Consider the following 19,617-nt stretch of genomic DNA (forward strand, 5'->3'; position numbering starts at 1 on the left):
ACATCACTCCGGCGGCTTCCCGCGGCGGGGGGGGGGCGCGCCGCGGGGCTGGGCGCCACCGCCGCCCCGCCCCCCCCCCCCCCCCGGCCCCGCCCCCCGCCCCCCCGCCCCGCGCCCCCGCCCCCCCCCCCCCGGGGGGGCCGTTCGGGTTGTGGGATCAGCTCTCCGAGCGGGAGATGTTGATCATGTCGTCGCGTTCGACGACCTTGATGCGCTCGCGGCCCTGGGCCTCGCCGAGCGCCTGCTCGTGCGCGTCGAGCAGGTTCCAGCCGTCCCAGGTGGTGTAGCGGACGCCGTTGTCGTCCAGCAGCCGCAGCACGCTCTCGCGGTCCGGCTCCTCGGCGGTCGGCATCGAGTCCAGGTCGTCCAGCAGGTTGCCGATGGTCTCCAGCGCGTCGCCCTTGGTGTGGCCGATGAGGCCGACGGGCCCGCGCTTGATCCAGCCGGTGGTGTAAACGCCGGTGATGTGCTCGCCGTCGAGGTCGAGCACGCGACCGCCGTCGTTGGGGACCGTGCCGGTGCCGTGGTCGAACGGGATGTCCGGCACCGGGGAGCTCAGGTAGCCGACGGCGCGGTAGATCGCCTGCACCGGGGTCGTCTCGAACTCGCCGGTGCCGCGCACGTTCCCGTCGCCGGTGAGCTCCATGATCTCGGTGCGCAGGCCCTCGACGCGGTCGGTGCCCTGCACCTCGACCGGCGCGCGCAGGAAGTGGAAGTGCAGCCGGCGCGGGGTGTCGTTCTTCGGGTCCCGCAGCGCCCAGTCCTGGAAGGTCTTGACGATCGTCTTGACCTGGTTGTTGCTGCGGATGGCCTCTTCGCTGGCCTCGTCGAGCTCGAAGCCCTCCGGGTGCACGATGAGCTCCACGCCCGGCTGGTGGTCGAGCTCGCGCAGCTCCAGCGGCGTGAACTTGGCCTGCGCGGGACCGCGGCGGGCGAACAGGTGCACGTCGGTGACCTGCGAGTCCTTCAGGCCCTGGTAGACGTTGTCCGGGATCTCGGTGCTGAGCAGGTCGTCGGCCTGCTTCGCGAGCACCCGCGCCACGTCCAGCGCCACGTTGCCCGCACCGACGACCGCGACCTCCTTGGCGTCCAAGGTCCAGTCGCGGGTCGCCTCCGGGTAGCCGTCGTACCAGTAGACGAAGTCGGCGGCGCCGTGGCTGTGCGCCAGGTCGATGCCGGGGATGTCCAGCGCCCGGTCCTTGTCGGCGCCGGTGGAGAAGATCACCGCGTCGTAGTGGTGCCGGAGCTGTTCGAGCTTGATGTCCTCGCCGTAGTTCACGCCGCCGAGGAAGCGGATCTCCGGCTTCTCCATGATGCGCCGCAGCGCGTTCACGATGCCCTTGATGCGCGGGTGGTCGGGAGCGACGCCGTAGCGGATGAGCCCGTAGGGGGCGGGCATCCGGTCGAGCAGGTCGATGTCCACTGGCGTCTCGGATTTCGTCAGGATGTCCGCGGCGTACACGCCGGCGGGGCCGGCCCCGACGATCGCAACTCGCAGTGGGCGGGTCATGCGTGTCCTCCTGCTCGACTTCAAAGGTGGCGCCGGGGGTGGGCCCGGGCCGTCGTGGATGTGCCGCGGCGGGTGCCGGGCGTTCCGTTCTAGGGTGCCCGTCGCGCGCGGCGCGATCCGACCACCCTCCAGCTTAGGTTCCCCTTACCGGAAATCCCGGAATGCGGACGGTGAGAAGCCTCATAGCGCTTCTCGCTCGACCGGGTGGCGTCCCCGAAATCGATGGATGACCGGGCGCGGACCGTCACAGTACGATCACGTTCGGCGTTGGTGCCTGTACCTTCAAAAGATCTTGTAGAGTACCGACTTTAGTCGGGTCGACCATCGTGGACACCGGCACTCGGGAGGCAACGATGCACCAGCGGCCGGAACGGCTGCCTGATGGTGTTCACCTCGAAGAACGCGCCGCGCGGCGTCGGTCCCGGCCCGCTCCGGGAGCCGTCGCCCGGCGGTCCGCCGACCGCGTCGAGCACCACCCCGCGGAGCGCCCCGCGGGCCGTTGCGGGCCTCGCCCCCGCCGCGCCCGGGGTGGTATCCCGCCCTCATTCCTCCGGGGAATATGCCCATGCGCGAACAGTCGTCCCGAAATCCTCGGAAATGGCGGAATCCGCGGCCGAATCGGCGGTGCCGGGTCATGACGGAGTCTTCCGAGGGGCCCGGCGACGGCCCCGGGGCGGAACGGGCCGCGCTGGTCCGCCGCTGGACCCGCGAGATCATCCGCACCAGCTACGTACCGATGGCGCGCGCCGACATCGAGGACTTCCTGCTGGAGCGGCTCGACGTGCTGCTGGACGCCGCGGGCGACGCGGACCGGCTGCTGGAGGCCGCCGCCGAGCTCGGCGCGCGGCTGGTGCGCATCCACTTCACCGGTCCCGCCGCGCTGGACCGCACGCTGCGGGTGCTCGGCTCCGGGCTGCCGGAGCTGCGGTCCGCGCGGTTCGGGCGCGGTGACCTGGTGCCGGTGCTGGGCGCCGTCGCCGCCGCCTACGCGGGGCAGCTGCGCGAGCAGACCCTCGACGAGCAGGAGGTCATCAAGCGCGCCGTGCTGCAGGCCAGGGACGCCGCCGAGGAGGCGCTGCGCGCCAGCGAGGCCTCGTTCCGCGCGGTGTTCACCTCCTCCGCGCTGGGCATCGCGATCGTCACGCTCGACGGCATCATCGAGGAGGTCAACTCCCCGATGGAGGGCATCTTCGAACCGGTCTGCCAGGACCTGGTGGGCCGCAGCGTCTTCGACCTCGCCGACCCGGACTGGGTGGACGACCTGGTGGAGAACGTCGAATCGCTCTCGGTGGGCGAGGTGGACCGGTTCCAGTCCGAGACGCGGCTCAGCGGCGCCGACGGCGCGCACATCTGGACGCAGGTCTCGGCCTCGCTGGTGCGCGACTCGCACGGCGCGCCGGACTACCAGGTGCTGCTCTACGAGGACATCACCCACCGGCACATGCTCCAGGAGCAGTTCCGCAGGCAGGCCACCCACGACCCGCTGACCGGGCTGGCGAACCGAACCCTGCTCAAGACCACCTTGGACGCGGCGCTGGAACCGGTGTACCCGGGCCGCCGGGTCGGCTTGTGCTACTTCGACCTGGACGGGTTCAAGGCGATCAACGACAGCCTCGGGCACCCGGTCGGGGACGAGCTGCTGCGCGCGATGGCGCAACGGCTCAACGCGCTGGCCACCCTGGAGTCGGGGCTGGCGGCGCGGATGGGCGGCGACGAGTTCGTGGTGCTCGTCCCCGACTCGCAGGGCGCGGCGCGGCTGGTGGAGATCGTCGAGCACATGCTCTCGGAGGTGACCCGCCCGGTGTCGGTGTGCGGCCACCTGCTCACCGCCTCCGCCAGCGTCGGCGTGGTGGAGACCGCGGTCGCCGCCACCGGGCCGGACGAGCTGCTGCAGGACGCCGACATCACCCTGTACCGCGCCAAGAACGAGGGCCGGGCGCAATGGGCGCTGTTCGACCCGGAGCACAACGCGGCGGCCAAGGAGCGCTTCCACCTGTCGGCGGCGATGCCCAGCGCGCTGCACGAGCACGAGCTGTACGTGGAGTACGAGCCGGTGCTGTGGTGGGACGACGCCTCGCTGGTCGGGGTGCGGGCGCACCTGCGCTGGGACCACCCGGAGTTCGGCGAGCTCGACGCGGAGGACTTCCTCGGGCTGGCGGAGGAGACCGGCCTGATCACCCGGCTCGGCACCTGGATGCTGGAGCAGGTGTGCGCGCACGCCGTGCACTGGCAGGAGCGGTTCGGCGACCGGGGGCCGGTGGCGGCCGTGGACCTGTCGGCGCGGCAGCTGCGGGACCCGGAGCTGGTCGGCGACATGCGCCGCATCCTCGCCGACAGCGGGCTGCCGGCCAGCAAGCTGGTCATCGGGGTGCCGGAGGCGGCGCTGTTCGACCAGTACGGCGATCCGATCGACGCGTTGGAGATCTTCGCCGAGATGGGCCTGACGCTGGGCGTGCACGACTTCGGTCACGACCACCGCGAGGTGGCGCGGCTGCGCGGGCTGCCGCTGTGCGCGGTGCGGCTCACCGGCGGCTACCTGGACTCGTTCGCCGCGCCGGACGGGGCGGACCCGCTGGACGAGCACCTGGTGTCCAGCCTGGTCGGTTCGGCCCAGCTGCTGGGCTTGGCCGTCGTCGGCAGCGGGGTGCGCACCATCGAGCAGGCGAACCGGTTGCGCAAGCTCGGCGTGCAGGGCGTGATCGGGCCGTGCGCGGGCGGCCTCGCCTCCGCGATGGAGATCGAGGCGATGATCGCGGAAGGTGATCTCGGCTGAACCCGTCCGCGCCGGGCAGGGGCGGAAATCGGGTGGCGGGCGGCCGATAGCATCGAAGGGGCAAGTACCAGCCGGTTTCATCCGCGGGTCGCCTCCTCGGCGACCGCCCTTCACGAGGAGTCATCGTGTCCGTTCAGCCGCCCGAAGCCCAGCAGGTCACCAGGGTGAAGGTGCCGGCGGGCACTACCGCTGCCGCCGCCGTCGCCGAAGCCGGTCTGCCCGGCCAGGGCCCGCAGGCGATCGTCGTGGTCCGCGACGAGGAGGGCGAGCTGCGCGACCTGGCGTGGGCGCCGGAGTCCGACGTGGAGGTCGAACCGGTCGCCGCCGACACCGAGGCCGGGCGCAGCGTCATCCGCCACTCGGCCGCGCACCTGCTGGCGCAGGCCGTGCAGCAGCAGTTCCCGGACGCGAAGCTGGGCATCGGCCCGCCCGTCAAGGACGGCTTCTACTACGACTTCGACGTGGACCGCCCGTTCACCCCGGAGGACCTGCAGGCGCTGGAGAAGCGCATGAAGCAGCTCATCAAGTCCGGGCAGAAGTTCTCCCGCCGCCGCCTCGACTCGGTGGAGGCCGCCCGCGAGGAGCTGGCGAACGAGCCGTACAAGCTGGAGCTGGTCGACCTGAAGTCCGGCGCGGACGAGGTCGACACCAGCGAGGTGATGGAGGTCGGCGCCGGTGAGCTGACCGTCTACGACAACATCGACCGCCACGGCGAGGTCGTGTGGGGCGACCTGTGCCGCGGCCCGCACGTGCCGCACACCAAGTTCATCCCCGCGTTCAAGCTGACCCGGGTGGCCGCCGCCTACTGGCGCGGCGACCAGAACAACCAGCAGCTGCAGCGCGTCTACGGCACCGCGTGGGAGTCGAAGGAGGCGCTGGCCGAGCACCTGGAGTGGCTGGCCGAGGCGGAGCGCCGCGACCACCGCAGGCTCGGCGCCGAGCTGGACCTGTTCTCGTTCCCGGAGGAGGTCGGCTCCGGGCTGCCGGTGTTCCACCCGAAGGGCGGCATCATCCGCCGCGAGCTGGAGGACTACTCGCGCCGCCGCCACGAGGCCGCGGACTACGAGTTCGTGAACACCCCGCACATCACCAAGGGCACCTTGTTCGAGACCTCCGGGCACCTCGACTGGTACAAGGACGGCATGTTCCCGGCGATGCACCTCGACGAGGAGCGCGACGGGAACGGCGTGCTGCGCAAGGCGGGCCAGGACTACTACCTGAAGCCGATGAACTGCCCGTTCCACAACCTGATCTTCCGGTCCCGCGGGCGTTCCTACCGGGAGCTGCCGCTGCGGCTGTTCGAGTTCGGCTCGGTGTACCGCTACGAGAAGTCCGGCGTGGTGCACGGCCTGACCCGGGTGCGCGGCATGACCCAGGACGACGCGCACATCTACTGCATGCCGGAGCAGCTGCAGGACGAGCTGAAGTCGCTGCTGTCGTTCGTGCTGGACCTGCTGCGCGACTACGGCCTGGAGGACTTCTACCTGGAGCTGTCCACCCGCAACGACGAGAAGTACGTCGGCGACGACGAGAGCTGGCGGGTGGCCACCGAGGCGCTGCGCGAGGCCGCCGAGTCCTCCGGCCTGGAGCTGGTGCCGGACCCGGGCGGCGCCGCGTTCTACGGCCCGAAGATCTCGGTGCAGGCGAAGGACGCGCTGGGCCGTAGCTGGCAGATGTCGACGATCCAGGTGGACTACCACCTGCCGGAGCGGTTCGACCTGGAGTACACCGGCAAGGACGGCGCCAAGCAGCGGCCCATCAAGATCCACCGGGCGCTGTTCGGGTCGATCGAGCGGTTCTTCGGCGTGCTCACCGAGCACTACGCGGGCGCGTTCCCGGCGTGGCTGTCCCCGGTGCAGGTGGTGGGCATCCCGATCGCCGACGAGCACGCCGACCACCTCGTCGACGTGGTGAAGTCGTTGCGCGCCGGGGGGATTCGCGCCGAGGTCGACCACGGCGACGACCGGATGCAGAAGAAGATCCGCAACCACACCACGCAGAAGGTGCCGTTCCTGCTGCTGGCCGGCGGCAAGGACGTGGAGGCCGGCGCGGTGTCGTTCCGGTTCCGCGACGGCACCCAGATCAACGGGGTGCCGGTGGCGGAGGCGGTGGCCGCGATCGGCCGCTGGGTGGAGCGCCGCGAGAACACCTCGCCGACCGCGGAGGTCTTCCAGCGGGAGCTGGCGGCCGGGGCGGAGTCGGCGTGACCTCCGACGACAGCGGGGTCCAGTTCTCGGAGCAGCGCGGCACCGGCGTGCCGGACGCGCTGCAACGGCTGTGGACCCCGCACCGGATGGCCTACATCCAGGGCGAGAACAAGCCGGAGGGCGAGGCCAGCGAGGGCTGCCCGTTCTGCCGGTTGCTGGAGTCGGGCCTGCCGGACGAGGACACGCTGATCGTGGCCCGCGACGAGCTGGTCTTCGCGATCCTCAACCTGTACCCGTACAACCCGGGGCACCTGATGGTGCTGCCGTACCGGCACGTCGCCGACTACACGGAGCTCACCGACGAGGAGACGACGGCGGTCGCGGCGTTCACCAAGCGCGCGATGCGGGTGATCCGCCAGGTGTCGGCGCCGCACGGGTTCAACATCGGCCTCAACCAGGGGCCGGTGGCGGGCGCGGGCATCGCCGCGCACCTGCACCAGCACGTGGTGCCGCGCTGGGGCGGGGACGCGAACTTCATGCCGGTCATCGGCCACACGAAGGTGCTGCCCCAGCTCCTCGGCGACACCCGCCGCCTCCTCGCCGAAGCCTGGCACGCCTGATCGGGTGGTCCTCGCCTCGCCCGAAGAGAACGGGCGAGGCGAGGAACGACGAACTCAGCCGGTCTTCTCGAAAGGCTGGCAACCGCGGACCTCGAACGCCCCGTCGCCGTCCTGGATGGTGACGGTGGCGGGTCCTTCGCCGACGTTGTTCGCGATGATCGAGTCGAATTCACCCGAGGTGTCCTTCAGGCGTGCCCAGTAGCACATGGGAACGACGGAACTGGACGGACCGGCGGACTTGTAAGTCCCGGGTTCGATGTCGGTGCCGACCGCGTAGGTGCCATCGCCGATGCCGGAATTCGTCGGTTCTTGCGCGTCGTTCTCAGCCCCGTCGGTGGCAGCGTTCTGGCCGTTCTTGGTCATGGTCACGACGACGGTGGAATCGGATTTCACGACGGTGCCCGGCGCAGGCTCGATCTTGACGACGGTCCAGTTCGCAGGCAGCACGACCATGCTCCCGCCGCGGTCCTGACTGGCGGGTGTCACGGCGGTCAGACCGAGCGCGGCCAACTCGTCGAGCGCGATCTGGCCGTTCTTCCCCGCGAGGTCGGGCAGCGTGACGTCGACGACGGCCGTCGCGGGCGCGGGGCTGTTCGGCAGCGCTGCGGGTGCGGTCGGTTCCGTCGAACCGCCTGAGCTGATCGCGCCGATCAGGACCAGAACCGCGATGCCGCCGACGATCCACGGCCATTTCTTGGCCTTCTGCTTCGGCGGTGTCCCAGGTGGCATTCCCTGCGGGGACTGCGGTGGAGTGGCCGATGTGTTGAACGACTCGCTCATGTCCATTTTCTCATTTCCGCCCGAACTCCGGGCGCTGCGTGCGCACCCCATGTGCGCGCTCCGTAACACGATGTCGATCGATCACGGAGGGTTGTTACCGTTCGGGGAGAAAATGGTCTTAGCGGGGCAATTTCGCCTTGCTCACGTAACGCTCCGATGTTCTTGCTCGATGAGAATCGCCAGTGTCGGCCCTCTCGGCGGAAGGACCGGCCCCGGACACGACGAAGGCCGAGGACATCGCGTCCTCGGCCTTCCGCCGCCTTCGGGAGTGATCACTCGGCGCGGAGGTTGGCCTCGATCTCCAGGGTGATCTTGACCTTCTCGCCCAGCATGGCGCCGCCCTCGGGGCCGACGCCGAAGTCGGTGCGGTTGATCGTGGTGGAGGCGGAGATGCCGAGCAGGGTGCCGCCCTGGCCGTTGTCGGTGAAGCCGCCGAGCTCGGCCGCCAGCGACACCGGCTTGGTCACGCCGTGCAGGGTGAACTCGCCGTCGATGACGTAGTCGCTGCCGTCCTGGCGGATGCCGGTGGAGCGGAAGCCCGCCTTCGGGAACTTCTCGACGTCGAGGAAGTCGCTGTTGCGCACGTGCGCGTCGCGGTCGCCGTTGCCGGTGTTGATCGTGGCCGGGTCGATGTCCGCGGTCACCGAGGAGTCCAGCGGGTTCTCGGCGGTGACGATCTCGCCGCTGAAGCCGTCGAAGCGGCCGCGGGAGCGCCCGACGCCCAGGTGGCGCAGGGTGAACTCGATGTCGGAGTGCACGCTGTCGATGTCCCAGGTGCCGACGACGTAACCGGGGATCGTGGTGGCAGTGCTCATGTGGCGTCCTCCTGAACGGTGGTGCGGGTGGTTGCTGCACCGGGCAGCTGGACCGGGCAACGGTGTTGAACGTTCAACTATTCCGGGTGTGATGCGGTTCACCGGCGGTGTGGCGACTCGCCTGCCGTCCGATCAGCGCCTCGGCTACGGATACGCTGCCAGGTGAACGAGCACCGTGGATTCGGTGCGCTAGGCGGCTGGCGGAACAGGCGATGCTCAACATCTTCGCGCGGGCTTCGATCTCCCGCTGGACGCACCCGATCGGCGCAGCGCTGGTCCGGGCGGGGCTCACACCGAACGCCGTCACCGTCATCGGCACGGTCGCCAGCGTCGCCTCCGCGCTGTGGTTCTTCCCCCGCGGCGAGCTGTTCACCGGCACCGTCGTGGTCACCGTGTTCCTGCTGTTCGACGTGCTCGACGGGGCGATGGCCCGCGCGGGCGGCGGGTCCTCCACGTTCGGCGGCGTGCTCGACGCCGGGTGCGACCGCATCGCCGACGGCGCCCTGTTCGGGGCGCTGGTGTGGTGGGCGCTGGTCGTGGCCGGGGACCGGCCGCTCGGCGTCGGGCTGCTGCTGTGCCTGGTGGGTGCGCAGGTCACCTCGTACGTGAAGGCCCGCGCCGAGGCCAACGGGCTCAGCGCCGACGGCGGTCTCGCCGAACGGGCCGAGCGCTTCGTGCTCGTGCTGGTCGGCACCGGGCTGCACGGGCTCGGCGTGCCGTACGTGCTGGACGTGGCGGTGTGGCTGCTCGCAGCGCTCTCCGCGCTCACCGTCGTGCAGCGCCTGCGCGCGGCCGCCCGCTCCGCTCAGGCGGGGACGAGCTCCTCGTAGCGAGCTCCCCGGCGACGAACAGCCCGCCGTTTGGCGGAACTGCTTGACCGCGTGGGGCCTGGCTCAGTTGCGGGCGAGCGACATCGCGGCCAGGCTCCGCTGCGGCCAAGGCAAGATCGCGCACATGGAGAGCATGCGGAACGCGATCGGCGGACCGGACCTGGAGATCATGCTCCCGTTCCTCGGCGTCCCGGCCGAGCGGATCGACTGGTACCTCCGGCTGGCCGAGGTCGCCAAGCAGAAGGGCTGGTGGGACGGATCATCGATCAGACGGTCCTGAACCGTTGGGTCGGTGGCCCGGGCGTGATGCGCGACCAGCTCCGCCATCTCGTGGCGGCCGGTGAGCATCCCCAGGTGGTGCTGCAGGTGATGCCGTTCAGCTCCGGCCCGCACCGAGGCCAGCTCGGGTCTTTCAGCTGGCTCGGCTTCCCGCGGGCGGACGACCCGGGAGTCGTCTACGTCGAGAGCCAGCGCGGAGGCCTGTGCCTGGAGGACCCGGTCGAGGTCGCGGGATTCCAGGACGACTTCGAATGCTTGTGCGAGGTCGCTCTGACGCCGGACGATTCAAGGGCTTTGCTGATCGAACTGGCGGAGGGGTCTGCATGAGATGCGGTCGGCACGTTCCCAGCTCGACCTGCCTGCGCGGCACGGCTTGGCGGCGCAGCAGCTACAGCGGCCCGAACGGAGGGCAGTGCATCGAGGTCGGGGCGGTCGAGCCGGAGTCGGCTGCGTGGGCCAAGAGCAGCTATAGCGGCCCGAACGGTGGGGACTGCGTCGAGGTCGCCGCCTTGAGCGCGACCGCGTGGCGGAAGAGCAGCCGCAGCGGTCAGGGCGGCGGGCAGTGCGTCGAAGTGGCCTCGGTTCGGTCCGCCGTCGGCGTTCGGGACTCGAAGGACCCGCACGGCCCGGCGCTGCTGTTCGAGCGCTCGACGTGGGCGGCGTTCGTGCGGGGCCTGTGACGGCCGCCGACGCGGGTGCGGGAACCGTCGGTGCCGCTGGTTAGGCTGCTCGCCGCGAGTGCTCGATCAAGCGGAGGTGCGGCGTGGTGGCTTCGACGGACGACGCGGTCTACGACGTCCGCATCCGGGCCTGGGCGAGCGGACAGTTCGACTGGTTCCCGCTGGCCTCCGCGGTTCCGGCGGAGACCGTCGCGGTCCTGCGGGACACTGCCGCCTGGGACGTCGACGCGGCCGAAGCCGAGTCCGCCGCCGACCCGGTCCCGCCGGTCACGCACCCGATCACCGAGGCCGACGAGTACGCGGTGTGGATGCGCTACCCGTCCTCCGGCGGCAAGGTCCCGTGGGGCCTGATCGCCGACCACGTCACCCCGGAGCAGGCCGCGGCCTACGTCCGCAACCCGCAGACCCAGCTCAACGTCCAGCCGGTCGCCGACCGCACCGAACCGGCCCCGGTCGAGGACGACGGCGAACTCGACCCGGAACCCGCGGCCGGCTGAACCGGGACCGCGGAGCCGGCTCGGACTCCACCGGCCCGTCCCACCGGTTCCGGGAAACCGGGAGTCAGGTGGGCATCGGGTCGTAGCGCTCGAAGTGGCGGGTGAAGGTGGCGCTGCCCGAGCTCAGCGAGCGCAGGTTGATCGAATAGCGGGCGAGTTCGCTGGCCGGGACGTGCGCGCGCACCACCGTCCAGCCGGTGTCCTCCGGTTCGGTGCCGACGACCTTGCCGCGGCGGCTGGACAGGTCGCCGAGGATCACGCCGAGGTGCTCGTCCGGGATGGACACCGCGACCGCGTCCACCGGTTCCAGCGTGACCAGCCCGGCCTGCTCGGCGGCGCCGCGCAGCGCCAGGGCGCCCGCGGTCTGGAAGGCGGCGTCCGAGGAGTCGACGCTGTGCGCCTTGCCGTCCACCAGCGTCACCTTCAGGTCCACCAGCGGCAGGCCGTCCTCCAGGCCGCGCTCCACCTGCGCCCGGATGCCCTTCTCGACGCTGGCGATGAACTGCTTCGGGATCGCGCCGCCCACCACCCGGTCGGCGAACTCGATGCCGGAACCGCGCGGTGCGGGCTCCACCTCGATGTCGCACACCGCGAACTGGCCGTGCCCGCCGGACTGCTTCTTGTGGCTGCCGTGACCCTTCGCGGCCTGCCGGAACGTCTGGCGCAGCGGTACCCGCAGCGGCTCGGTGTCGATCTCCGCGCCGCCGTCGCGGAGGCGTTGCAGCACGACGTCGGCGTGCGCCTCGCCGGTGCACCACAGCACCAGCTGGTGGGTCTCGCCGTCCCGCTGCAACCGCAGGCTCGGATCGGCGGCGACCAGCCGGTTCAGGTTCCGCGCCAACGCGTCCTCGTCGCTGCGGGTGCGCGCGACGACCGCGACCGGCAGCAGCGGATCGGGCATCGGCCACGGCGACAGCAGCAGCGGGCTCCCCGGGTCGGACAGGGTGTCGCCGGTCTCGGCCGAACCGAGCTTCGTCAGCGCGCACAGGTCGCCGGCCACGCAGCGCGGGACCTCGCGCAGCCCCGAGCCGAGCGGGGAGTACAGGTGCGCGACCCGCTCGTCCTCGTCGTGGTCCGGGTGCCCGCGCTCGGCCATGCCGTGCCCGGACACGTGCACCGCCCGCTCCGGCAGCACCGTCCCGGAGAACACCCTGGCCAGTGACACCCGTCCGACATAGGAGTCCACCGAGGTGTGCACGACCTCCGCGACCAGCGGGCCCGCCGGATCGGCGGGCAGCTCCCGCGGGTTCCCGCCGTGCGGGTCGGTGACCTGCACCGGGGGATGCTCCAGCGGGGACGGGAAACCGCGCACCACGCCGTCCAGCAGCTCGGGCAGGCCCAGCTCGGTGGCCGCGCACACCGGCAGCACCGGGTGCAGGCCGCCGCGCGCGACCGCCGTCTCCAGGTCGCGGATCAGCACCGGCTCCTCGATGCGCTCGCCCGCGACGTAGCGGTCCATCAGCGACTCGTCCTCGCTCTCGGCGATGATCGCCTCGATCAGTTCGGCCCGTTCCCGCTCGCAGTCCCGCGCCGCGCCGGTGCCCGAGACGGTGCCGGTGAGCACCCCGACCAGGCCGGTGGTGCCGCCGTCGGGCCCGCGCAGCGGCAGGTGCAGCGGCAGCACCCCGGCCCCGAACGCTTCCCGGCAGGACTCCAGTGCGGCGGCCGGATCGGCCCGGTGCTGGTCCAGCCGGGACAGCACCACCGCGCGCGGCATCCGCACCCGGGCGCACTCCTGCCAGATGGCGCGGGTCGCCGCGTCCACGCCCTCTTCGGCGGACACCACGAACAGGGCCGCGTCCGCCGCCCGCAGGCCCGCGCGCAGCTCCCCGACGAAATCGGCGTAGCCGGGGGTGTCGATCAGGTTGATCTTGTGCCCGTCGTGGTCCAGCGGCGCCACCGACAGGGCCACCGAGCGCTGCTGCTCGACGGCCGCGCTGTCGTGGTCGCACACGGTGGTCCCGTCCACCACCGAACCGGAGCGCGGGATGGTGCCGGTCGTCGCCAGCAGCGCCTCCACCAGCGTCGTCTTGCCCGCCGCGGACGGCCCCGCCAGGACCACGTTGCGGATCCCGCTCGGATCGGTGGGGGCGGGCGCCGCCTGCACCCCCGGAACGTTCTGCTTGCTGCCCATCGCTGCCCCCTCGGACGTCGTTGTGTCCCCGATCACACACCCGGGTGACGTCGCGTGCAATGCCGTTCACCGGCGCCGATCGCGAAGTGGACTACTGAGAACAGGGGTAAGTGGACCGTGGAAGTGGTCCAGTTGCGGCCTAGCGTCGGAGGGGAGAGCGCGGCACGCCGCCGCGCCGGACCCCCGAGGGAAGGCAGACCGTGACCGACACCGCAGCCACCGCCCAGGCCACCGGCACCGACGGAGTGAAGCGCGGCATGGCGGAGATGCTCAAAGGCGGGGTGATCATGGACGTGGTGACCCCGGAGCAGGCGAAGATCGCCGAAGCCGCCGGGGCCGTCGCCGTGATGGCCCTGGAGCGGGTCCCGGCCGACATCCGCGCCCAGGGCGGCGTCGCCCGCATGTCCGACCCGGACATGATCGAGGGCATCGTCGAGGCCGTCTCCATCCCCGTGATGGCCAAGGCCCGCATCGGCCACTTCGTCGAAGCCCAGGTGCTGCAGTCCCTCGGCGTCGACTACATCGACGAGTCCGAGGTGCTCACCCCCGCCGACGAGGCGCTGCACATCGACAAGTGGAACTTCACCGTCCCGTTCGTCTGCGGCGCCACCAACCTCGGCGAGGCCCTGCGCCGCATCGCCGAGGGCGCCGCCATGATCCGGTCCAAGGGCGAGGCCGGCACCGGCAACGTCGTCGAGGCCACCCGGCACATGCGCTCCATCCGCGCCGAGATCCGCAGGCTCGGACAGCTCGACGGAGAGGAGCTGTACGCGGCGGCGAAGGAGCTGCGCGCCCCGGTCGCCCTGGTCAAGGAGGTCGCCGCCGCCAGGAAGCTCCCGGTCGTGCTGTTCACCGCGGGCGGGCTCGCCACCCCGGCGGACGCGGCGATGATGCGCCAGCTCGGCGCCGAAGGCGTCTTCGTCGGCTCCGGCATCTTCAAGTCCGGCGACCCGGCCAAGCGCGCCGAGGCGATCGTGAAGGCGACGACCTTCTACGACGACCCGGACGTGATCGCGAAGGTGTCCCGCGGGCTCGGCGAGGCGATGGTCGGCCTCAACGTCGACTCCCTCCCGGCGGACCAGCGCTACGCCCAGCGCGGCTGGTGACGCGGCCCCGGACCAGGTGAACGGCCCATTCGACCGGGCAGCGCGGTCGAGTGGGCCGCTCGCGCCGTCGGGGAGGCGGGCACCTCGCCGGAGCGCAGGTGGGCGGCCCATCGGGTCGGGGCCGGTCGAGCGGCCCCGCCGAACTCAGGAACGGAGAACTCGTGATGGATGGTGCGGCGGCTCCCGTCATCGGCGTGCTCGCCCTGCAGGGCGGCGTCGCCGAACACCTCGGCGCCCTCGACCGCAGCGGCGCGGTCGCCAAACCCGTGCGCAGGCCCGAGGAACTCGCGGACCTGCACGGCATCGTGCTGCCCGGCGGGGAATCGACGACCACGAGCCGGTTGTTGCACTCCTTCGAGCTGTTCGAACCGCTGCGGCAGCGGATCGCCGACGGCCTGCCCGCCTACGGTTCCTGCGCGGGCATGGTGCTGCTGGCCGGTGAGGTGCTGGGCGGTGCCGAAGCGGGCATCACGCCGCTCGGCGCGCTCGACATGACCGTGCGGCGCAACGCGTTCGGCAGGCAGGTCGATTCGTTCGAGGCCGACCTCGACTTCGCCGGGGTCGACGGCCCGGTGCACGCGGTGTTCATCCGCGCCCCTTGGGTGGAGCGCATCGGCCCGCAGGTGCGGGTGCTGGCCGAGGTCACCCCGCGCGCATCAGGCGACCCGGCCGCCGCCGGTAGGATCGTCGCGGTTCAGCAGGGGCGCGTGCTCGCCACCAGCTTCCACCCGGAACTGGTCCACGGCGACGAGCGCGTGCACCGGCATTTCGTGCAGACCGTTCGCGCAGGCTGAAGGCCCCGGGGTCTCGCCTGCGACGGCGTGGAAAGACGGAGGAAAGATGAGCGGCCACTCCAAGTGGGCCACCACCAAGCACAAGAAGGCCGCCGTCGACGCCAAGCGCGGCAAGCTCTTCGCGAAGCTCATCAAGAACGTGGAGGTCGCGGCGCGGACCGGCGGGGGAGACCCGGACGGCAACCCGACCCTCTACGACGCCATGCAGAAGGCGCGCAAGAACTCGGTGCCGGTCGACAACATCGAGCGCGCCCGCAAGCGCGGTGGCGGCGAAGAGGCCGGCGGCGCCGACTGGCAGACCCTGATGTACGAGGGCTACGGCCCGAACGGCGTCGCGGTGCTGGTCGAGTGCCTCACCGACAACAAGAACCGCGCCGCGGGCGAGGTCCGCACCGCGATGACCCGCAACGGCGGTTCGATGGCCGACGCGGGCTCGGTGTCGTACATGTTCTCCCGGCGCGGCGTGCTGATCGTGCCGAAGAACGGGCTCACCGAGGACGACGTGCTCGGCGCGGTGCTGGAGGCGGGCGCCGAAGAGGTCAACGACCTCGGCGAGAGCTTCGAGGTGCTGTGCGAGCCGACCGACCTGGTCGAGGTCCGCAAGGCGGTGCAGGCGGCCGAGATCGAGTACGACTCCTCGGAGCTGAGCTTCCTGGCCTCGGTGAACGTCCCGCTGGACGCGGAGGGCGCGCGCAAGGTCTTCAAGCTGATCGACGCGCTGGAGGACTGCGACGACGTGCAGAACGTCTACGCCAACTTCGACGCCTCCGACGAGGTCATGGCGGAGCTGGACGCCTGATCGGCGCGCGGGACGCGCCGGCACCCGGCGGCGCGGCCCGCGCCACCGGTCCCCGGGGCTCCCCCGATCGGATGAGAATCGGCAGAATGGCGCCCGTGGCGGAGACGGAAGAGCAGCTGCGGCAGTGGTTGGTGGACACCGCGGAGCGGCACGGCGCCGCCGTGGTGCACGTGGCGGCGGACGACAGCGGTGCCGCCCACGCGTTCTCCGTCGGGGCGTGGCGACGCTTCGGCAAACCCGAGGTCGTGGTGATCGGCCTGCCCCGGGACGTGGCGCAGGCGGTGGTGGACACCTACGTCGCGCGGGTCTCCGGCGGCGAGCGGTTCAGCCCCGGGCAGCTGTACGCGGGCTTCCTGGAGGGCTGCCCGGTCACCTTCGAGCGGATCGCGAAGCGGCACTACCCGGAGTACCTGGGCAGCGCGTTCGCCGTCTACAAGGGAGCGGACTTCCCGGCGGTGCAGCTGATCGTCGCCGCGCCGGACGGCACCTTCCCGTGGCAACCGGACGCGCCCGGCGGCTTCGCCGAGTACCAGCCGGTGCTGACCGAGAGCGGCGCCCCGGAGCGGTGGACGCCCGGCGTCGACGGCCCGTGACCGCGGGGGCGGTGCGGCGCGCGGCGCGCGGACGGGTGATCATCGGGTGTGTCGTGCGCGGGTGCGGGGCCGCGCGGGCGCTAGAGTGTCGAACGGGTGTTCCCGGGTGAGCTGAAGGCCGAGGAGGAAGTCGTGCGCGTGCTGGGAGTCGACCCCGGGCTGACCCGCTGCGGGATCGGCGTGGTGGACGGCGGCCGGAACCGGCACATCTCCTGCGTCGCCGTCGGCGTCGTGCGCACCCCGCCCGGTGACGAGTTGCCCATGCGGCTCAAGGCGGTCGCCGACGCCGTCGAGCAGTGGATGGACGCGCACCAGCCCGAGGTGGTGGCCATCGAGCGGGTGTTCAGCCAGCACAACGTGCGCTCGGTGATGGGCACCGCGCAGGCCTCCGGGGTGGTGGCGCTGGCCGCCGCCCGCCGCGGGCTGCCGGTCGCGTTCCACACGCCGAGCGAGGTCAAGGCCGCGATCAGCGGCTCCGGTCGCGCGGACAAGCGGCAGGTCACGCTCATGGTCACCAAGGTCCTCGGGCTCAGCGAAGCACCCCGGCCCGCCGACGCCGCCGACGCGCTCGCCCTCGCCATCTGCCACCTGTGGCGGGCGCCGATGAGCTCGCGGCTGGCCGCGGCGGAGGCGAAGGCCGCGGAACTGGCCAAGGCGCACCGGCAACGGCTGCGGGACGCGCGGCGTCCCCCGGCAGGCAGAGGAGACCTCACAGGATGATCGCTTCGGTACGCGGGCCGGTGCTCTCGATCGGGCTGGACCACGCCGTGATCGACGTGGGCGGCCTCGGGCACGCCGTGCACGCCACGCCCGCCACGCTCGCGGGGCTGCGCCGCGGCGAGGAGGCGCTGCTGGCGACGACGCTCGTCGTGCGGGAGGACTCGCTGACCCTGTACGGCTTCGCCGACCCGGAGGCGCGCGACCTGTTCGTGCTGCTGCAGACCGCGTCCGGGGTGGGGCCGCGGCTGGCGCTGGCGACGCTGGCGGTGCTCTCGCCGGACCAGCTGTGCCACGCGCTCGCGGACGGCAACCTCACCACGCTCACCCAGGTGCCCGGCATCGGGAAGAAGAGCGCCGAGCGGCTGATCCTGGAGCTGCGGGACAAGGTCGGCACCCTCGCCGGGAACGGCTCCGGCGAGCTGCCCGGCGCCCCGGACCGCGGCCGGGTCCGCACCGAGGTCGCCGAAGCGCTGGTGGGCCTCGGGTTCTCCGCGAAGCAGGCCGAGCAGAGCGTGGAAGCCGTGCTCGCCGCCGACGGCGCGCCCGCCGACACCTCCGCCGTGCTGCGCAAGGCGCTGGCCGCGCTGGGCCCGCGATGAGCGCTCCGCACGAGGACGAGGACCCGCACGCGGGACTCCTGCCCGGCCAGCTCCCGGCCCGGCAGGCGCTGCCCGGCGAGGCGCCGCTGGACCCGCAGCAGGAACCGGCCGAGCAGGACGTGGAGAGCACGCTGCGCCCGCGCAGGCTCAGCGAGTTCGTCGGCCAGCCCCGCGTGCGCGAGCAGCTGCAACTGGTGCTGCACGGCGCGCTCAACCGCCGCGAGCAGCCCGACCACGTGCTGTTCTCCGGCCCGCCCGGGCTCGGCAAGACCAGCCTCGCGATGATCATGGCGGCGGAGCTGGGCTCCGCGATCCGGGTGACCTCGGGGCCCGCGCTGGAACGGCCCGGCGACCTGGCGGCGATGCTGTCGAACCTCGCCGAGGGCGACGTGCTGTTCATCGACGAGATCCACCGCATCGCCCGCCCCGCCGAGGAGATGCTGTACCTGGCGATGGAGGACTACCGGGTCGACGTCGTGGTCGGCAAGGGCCCGGGCGCCACCAGCATCCCGCTGGAGATCGCGCCGTTCACGCTGGTCGGCGCCACCACCCGGTCCGGGACGCTGACCGGCCCGCTGCGGGACCGGTTCGGGTTCACCGCGCACATGGAGTTCTACTCGCCCGCCGAGCTGGAGCTGGTGGTGCGCCGCTCCGCCGGGATCCTCGGCGTCGACCTGCGCCCGGACGGTGCCGTCGAGATCGCCCGCCGCTCCCGGGGGACGCCCCGCATCGCGAACCGGCTGCTGCGCCGGGTCCGCGACTACGCGGAGGTGCGCGCCGACGGCGCGGTCACGCTGGAGGTGGCGCGGTCCGCGCTGGAGGTCTACGACGTGGACGAGTTCGGCCTGGACCGGCTGGACCGCGCGGTGCTCTCGGCGCTGGTGCGCTCCTTCCACGGCGGTCCGGTCGGGATCACCACCATCGCGGTCGCGGTGGGGGAGGAGCCGAGCACGGTCGAGGAGGTCTGCGAGCCGTACCTGGTGCGCGCGGGGATGCTCGCCCGCACCTCGCGCGGCCGGGTCGCGACCGTCGCCGCCTGGCAGCACGTGGGCCTGACCCCGCCGCCGCACGCGCCGGGCGAATCGCAGGCCGTGCTGTTCGAGTAGCGGCCGCCGCGGGGCGGTTCCGGCGGCAGGTGGGCTGTGAGACCGGCCACCCCGCGGGCGATAGGCTGCGCGGCGTCGACGGCCCCGATGGCCGCCGCCGGAGCCCGGTTCGGCCCGCGTGGCCAGTGGGCGGCGGCGCGCCCATCGACACGGCTGGCACACTGGAAGCGCTACATCCGAACAATTCGGGCGCCCCGGCTGGTGGTCGGGCGAATCCCACGGCGTCCGCCGAAACGGAGCATGATGTCTTTCGAATCCTTGTTTCTGCCGCTGCTGATCGTGCTGCTGGCCGTGCCGATGTTCTTGCAGGCGCGCAAGCAGAAGCGGGCCGTGCAGGAGCAGCAGAAGCTGCAGAACTCGCTGACCGCGGGTGACCGGGTGATGACGACCTCCGGGCTGTTCGGCACCGTGGTGTCCAGCGCGGACGACAGCATCGACCTGGAGATCGCGCCGGGCGTCGTCACCACCTGGGTGCGTGCCGCCGTCCGCGAGAAGGTCACCACCGAGGAGGCCGCCGAGGCCCCCGCGACCGAGCAGGACGAGGCCGCCCCGGCGGCCGAGGCGAAGGAAGCCGAGGGCGAGCAGAAGGACGCCACCGAGGCGACCTCCGAGTCCTCCGCGCAGATCGCCGAGCCGATCGAGAAGCAGAAGACCAGCTGAATCCGGTACGGCCGGTGACCGCACCGGCCGGCCGCCGCGTTCCCGGACCGGCCCGACCGCGGGCCGTCCGGCGGCGCCGTGGGCTGGGCGCCCCCGCCACGCGGCGGGGTGGTTTTAAAAACTCACAGGCCACCACACCGCACACTATGGGGGGTAACCGCGGGGAGGTGTTATA

Annotated in this window: 20 protein-coding genes; 16 read left to right on the forward strand and 4 right to left on the reverse strand. The window is 72.0% G+C overall.

Translation table 11 applies throughout. The features are described from left to right. Nucleotides 1–157 precede the first annotated feature (157 nt). Nucleotides 158–1,510, reverse strand: a complete 1,353-nt coding sequence (locus tag LCD33_RS06965) for an FAD-dependent oxidoreductase (protein WP_224956207.1) — start codon at nucleotides 1,508–1,510, stop codon at nucleotides 158–160. A 634-nt stretch (nucleotides 1,511–2,144) separates the two neighbouring features. Between LCD33_RS06965 and LCD33_RS06970 the strand changes: the two genes are divergently transcribed. From LCD33_RS06970 to LCD33_RS06980, 3 genes are all read left to right on the forward strand, one after another. Further along, the gene (locus tag LCD33_RS06970; RefSeq protein WP_224967344.1) at nucleotides 2,145–4,283 is read left to right on the forward strand and encodes a bifunctional diguanylate cyclase/phosphodiesterase; all 2,139 of its coding nucleotides are present in this window, start codon (nucleotides 2,145–2,147) and stop codon (nucleotides 4,281–4,283) included. Between the two features lie 164 nt (nucleotides 4,284–4,447). After that, on the forward strand, nucleotides 4,448–6,490 hold the full coding sequence (gene thrS / locus LCD33_RS06975; protein WP_224977635.1) for a threonine--tRNA ligase: 2,043 nt from the start codon (nucleotides 4,448–4,450) through the stop codon (nucleotides 6,488–6,490). A gap of 86 nt (nucleotides 6,491–6,576) precedes the next feature. Continuing rightward, nucleotides 6,577–7,050, forward strand: a complete 474-nt coding sequence (locus LCD33_RS06980; protein ID WP_224977636.1) for an HIT domain-containing protein — start codon at nucleotides 6,577–6,579, stop codon at nucleotides 7,048–7,050. Nucleotides 7,051–7,104: 54 nt separating this feature from the next. Here the strand turns inward: LCD33_RS06980 and LCD33_RS06985 are convergent, their stop codons facing one another. Continuing rightward, nucleotides 7,105–7,830 carry a PASTA domain-containing protein gene (locus tag LCD33_RS06985; protein ID WP_224967941.1) on the reverse strand — a complete coding sequence of 242 codons (726 nt, stop codon included), beginning with the start codon at nucleotides 7,828–7,830 and terminating at the stop codon, nucleotides 7,105–7,107. Between the two features lie 272 nt (nucleotides 7,831–8,102). Then, a complete protein-coding gene (locus LCD33_RS06990) occupies nucleotides 8,103–8,645 on the reverse strand; it encodes a YceI family protein (RefSeq protein ID WP_224956204.1) in 543 nt (180 codons plus the stop codon). Between the two features lie 212 nt (nucleotides 8,646–8,857). On the opposite strand from LCD33_RS06990, the gene pgsA reads away from it, so the two are divergent. The 5 genes from pgsA (at nucleotide 8,858) to LCD33_RS07015 (ending at nucleotide 10,931) form a co-directional block, all read left to right on the forward strand. Next, nucleotides 8,858–9,475, forward strand: coding sequence for a phosphatidylinositol phosphate synthase (gene pgsA, locus LCD33_RS06995; RefSeq protein ID WP_224956203.1), 618 nt, complete (start codon nucleotides 8,858–8,860; stop codon nucleotides 9,473–9,475). Between the two features lie 124 nt (nucleotides 9,476–9,599). Beyond that, entirely contained in the window at nucleotides 9,600–9,755 is a 156-nt protein-coding gene (locus LCD33_RS07000; RefSeq protein WP_224956202.1) for a hypothetical protein, read from the forward strand. Then, nucleotides 9,725–10,081, forward strand: a complete 357-nt coding sequence (locus tag LCD33_RS07005; RefSeq protein WP_224956201.1) for a DUF5753 domain-containing protein — start codon at nucleotides 9,725–9,727, stop codon at nucleotides 10,079–10,081. Before LCD33_RS07000 ends, LCD33_RS07005 begins: the two co-directional genes overlap by 31 nt. Further along, nucleotides 10,078–10,434, forward strand: a complete 357-nt coding sequence (locus tag LCD33_RS07010; protein ID WP_224956200.1) for a DUF397 domain-containing protein — start codon at nucleotides 10,078–10,080, stop codon at nucleotides 10,432–10,434. Before LCD33_RS07005 ends, LCD33_RS07010 begins: the two co-directional genes overlap by 4 nt. A gap of 86 nt (nucleotides 10,435–10,520) precedes the next feature. After that, entirely contained in the window at nucleotides 10,521–10,931 is a 411-nt protein-coding gene (locus LCD33_RS07015; protein ID WP_224956199.1) for a hypothetical protein, read from the forward strand. Nucleotides 10,932–10,995: 64 nt separating this feature from the next. On the opposite strand, the gene LCD33_RS07020 is transcribed toward LCD33_RS07015, so the two are convergent. Then, nucleotides 10,996–13,065: an elongation factor G-like protein EF-G2 gene (locus tag LCD33_RS07020; RefSeq protein ID WP_224956198.1), complete on the reverse strand. Its 2,070-nt coding sequence runs from the start codon at nucleotides 13,063–13,065 to the stop codon at nucleotides 10,996–10,998. A gap of 200 nt (nucleotides 13,066–13,265) precedes the next feature. Between LCD33_RS07020 and pdxS the strand changes: the two genes are divergently transcribed. From pdxS to yajC, 8 genes are all read left to right on the forward strand, one after another. Beyond that, the gene (gene pdxS, locus LCD33_RS07025; protein WP_224956197.1) at nucleotides 13,266–14,171 is read left to right on the forward strand and encodes a pyridoxal 5'-phosphate synthase lyase subunit PdxS; all 906 of its coding nucleotides are present in this window, start codon (nucleotides 13,266–13,268) and stop codon (nucleotides 14,169–14,171) included. A 164-nt stretch (nucleotides 14,172–14,335) separates the two neighbouring features. After that, entirely contained in the window at nucleotides 14,336–14,965 is a 630-nt protein-coding gene (pdxT, locus tag LCD33_RS07030; RefSeq protein ID WP_224956196.1) for a pyridoxal 5'-phosphate synthase glutaminase subunit PdxT, read from the forward strand. A 46-nt stretch (nucleotides 14,966–15,011) separates the two neighbouring features. Continuing rightward, complete coding sequence (locus LCD33_RS07035; protein ID WP_224956195.1) at nucleotides 15,012–15,764, forward strand: YebC/PmpR family DNA-binding transcriptional regulator; 753 nt, start codon at nucleotides 15,012–15,014, stop codon at nucleotides 15,762–15,764. A gap of 86 nt (nucleotides 15,765–15,850) precedes the next feature. Beyond that, nucleotides 15,851–16,357: a DUF4262 domain-containing protein gene (locus tag LCD33_RS07040; protein ID WP_224956194.1), complete on the forward strand. Its 507-nt coding sequence runs from the start codon at nucleotides 15,851–15,853 to the stop codon at nucleotides 16,355–16,357. Between the two features lie 132 nt (nucleotides 16,358–16,489). Beyond that, nucleotides 16,490–17,077: a crossover junction endodeoxyribonuclease RuvC gene (gene ruvC / locus LCD33_RS07045; protein ID WP_224956193.1), complete on the forward strand. Its 588-nt coding sequence runs from the start codon at nucleotides 16,490–16,492 to the stop codon at nucleotides 17,075–17,077. Further along, nucleotides 17,074–17,676, forward strand: a complete 603-nt coding sequence (gene ruvA / locus LCD33_RS07050; protein WP_224956192.1) for a Holliday junction branch migration protein RuvA — start codon at nucleotides 17,074–17,076, stop codon at nucleotides 17,674–17,676. Before ruvC ends, ruvA begins: the two co-directional genes overlap by 4 nt. Beyond that, nucleotides 17,673–18,782, forward strand: a complete 1,110-nt coding sequence (ruvB, locus tag LCD33_RS07055) for a Holliday junction branch migration DNA helicase RuvB (protein ID WP_224956191.1) — start codon at nucleotides 17,673–17,675, stop codon at nucleotides 18,780–18,782. Before ruvA ends, ruvB begins: the two co-directional genes overlap by 4 nt. 243 nt (nucleotides 18,783–19,025) lie before the next feature. Next, complete coding sequence (yajC, locus tag LCD33_RS07060) at nucleotides 19,026–19,442, forward strand: preprotein translocase subunit YajC (RefSeq protein WP_224956190.1); 417 nt, start codon at nucleotides 19,026–19,028, stop codon at nucleotides 19,440–19,442. The last annotated feature ends 175 nt before the right edge of the window (nucleotides 19,443–19,617 follow it).

It is taken from the genome of Saccharopolyspora sp. 7B, from assembly GCF_020177435.1.
GTDB lineage: Bacteria > Actinomycetota > Actinomycetes > Mycobacteriales > Pseudonocardiaceae > Saccharopolyspora_C > Saccharopolyspora_C gregorii.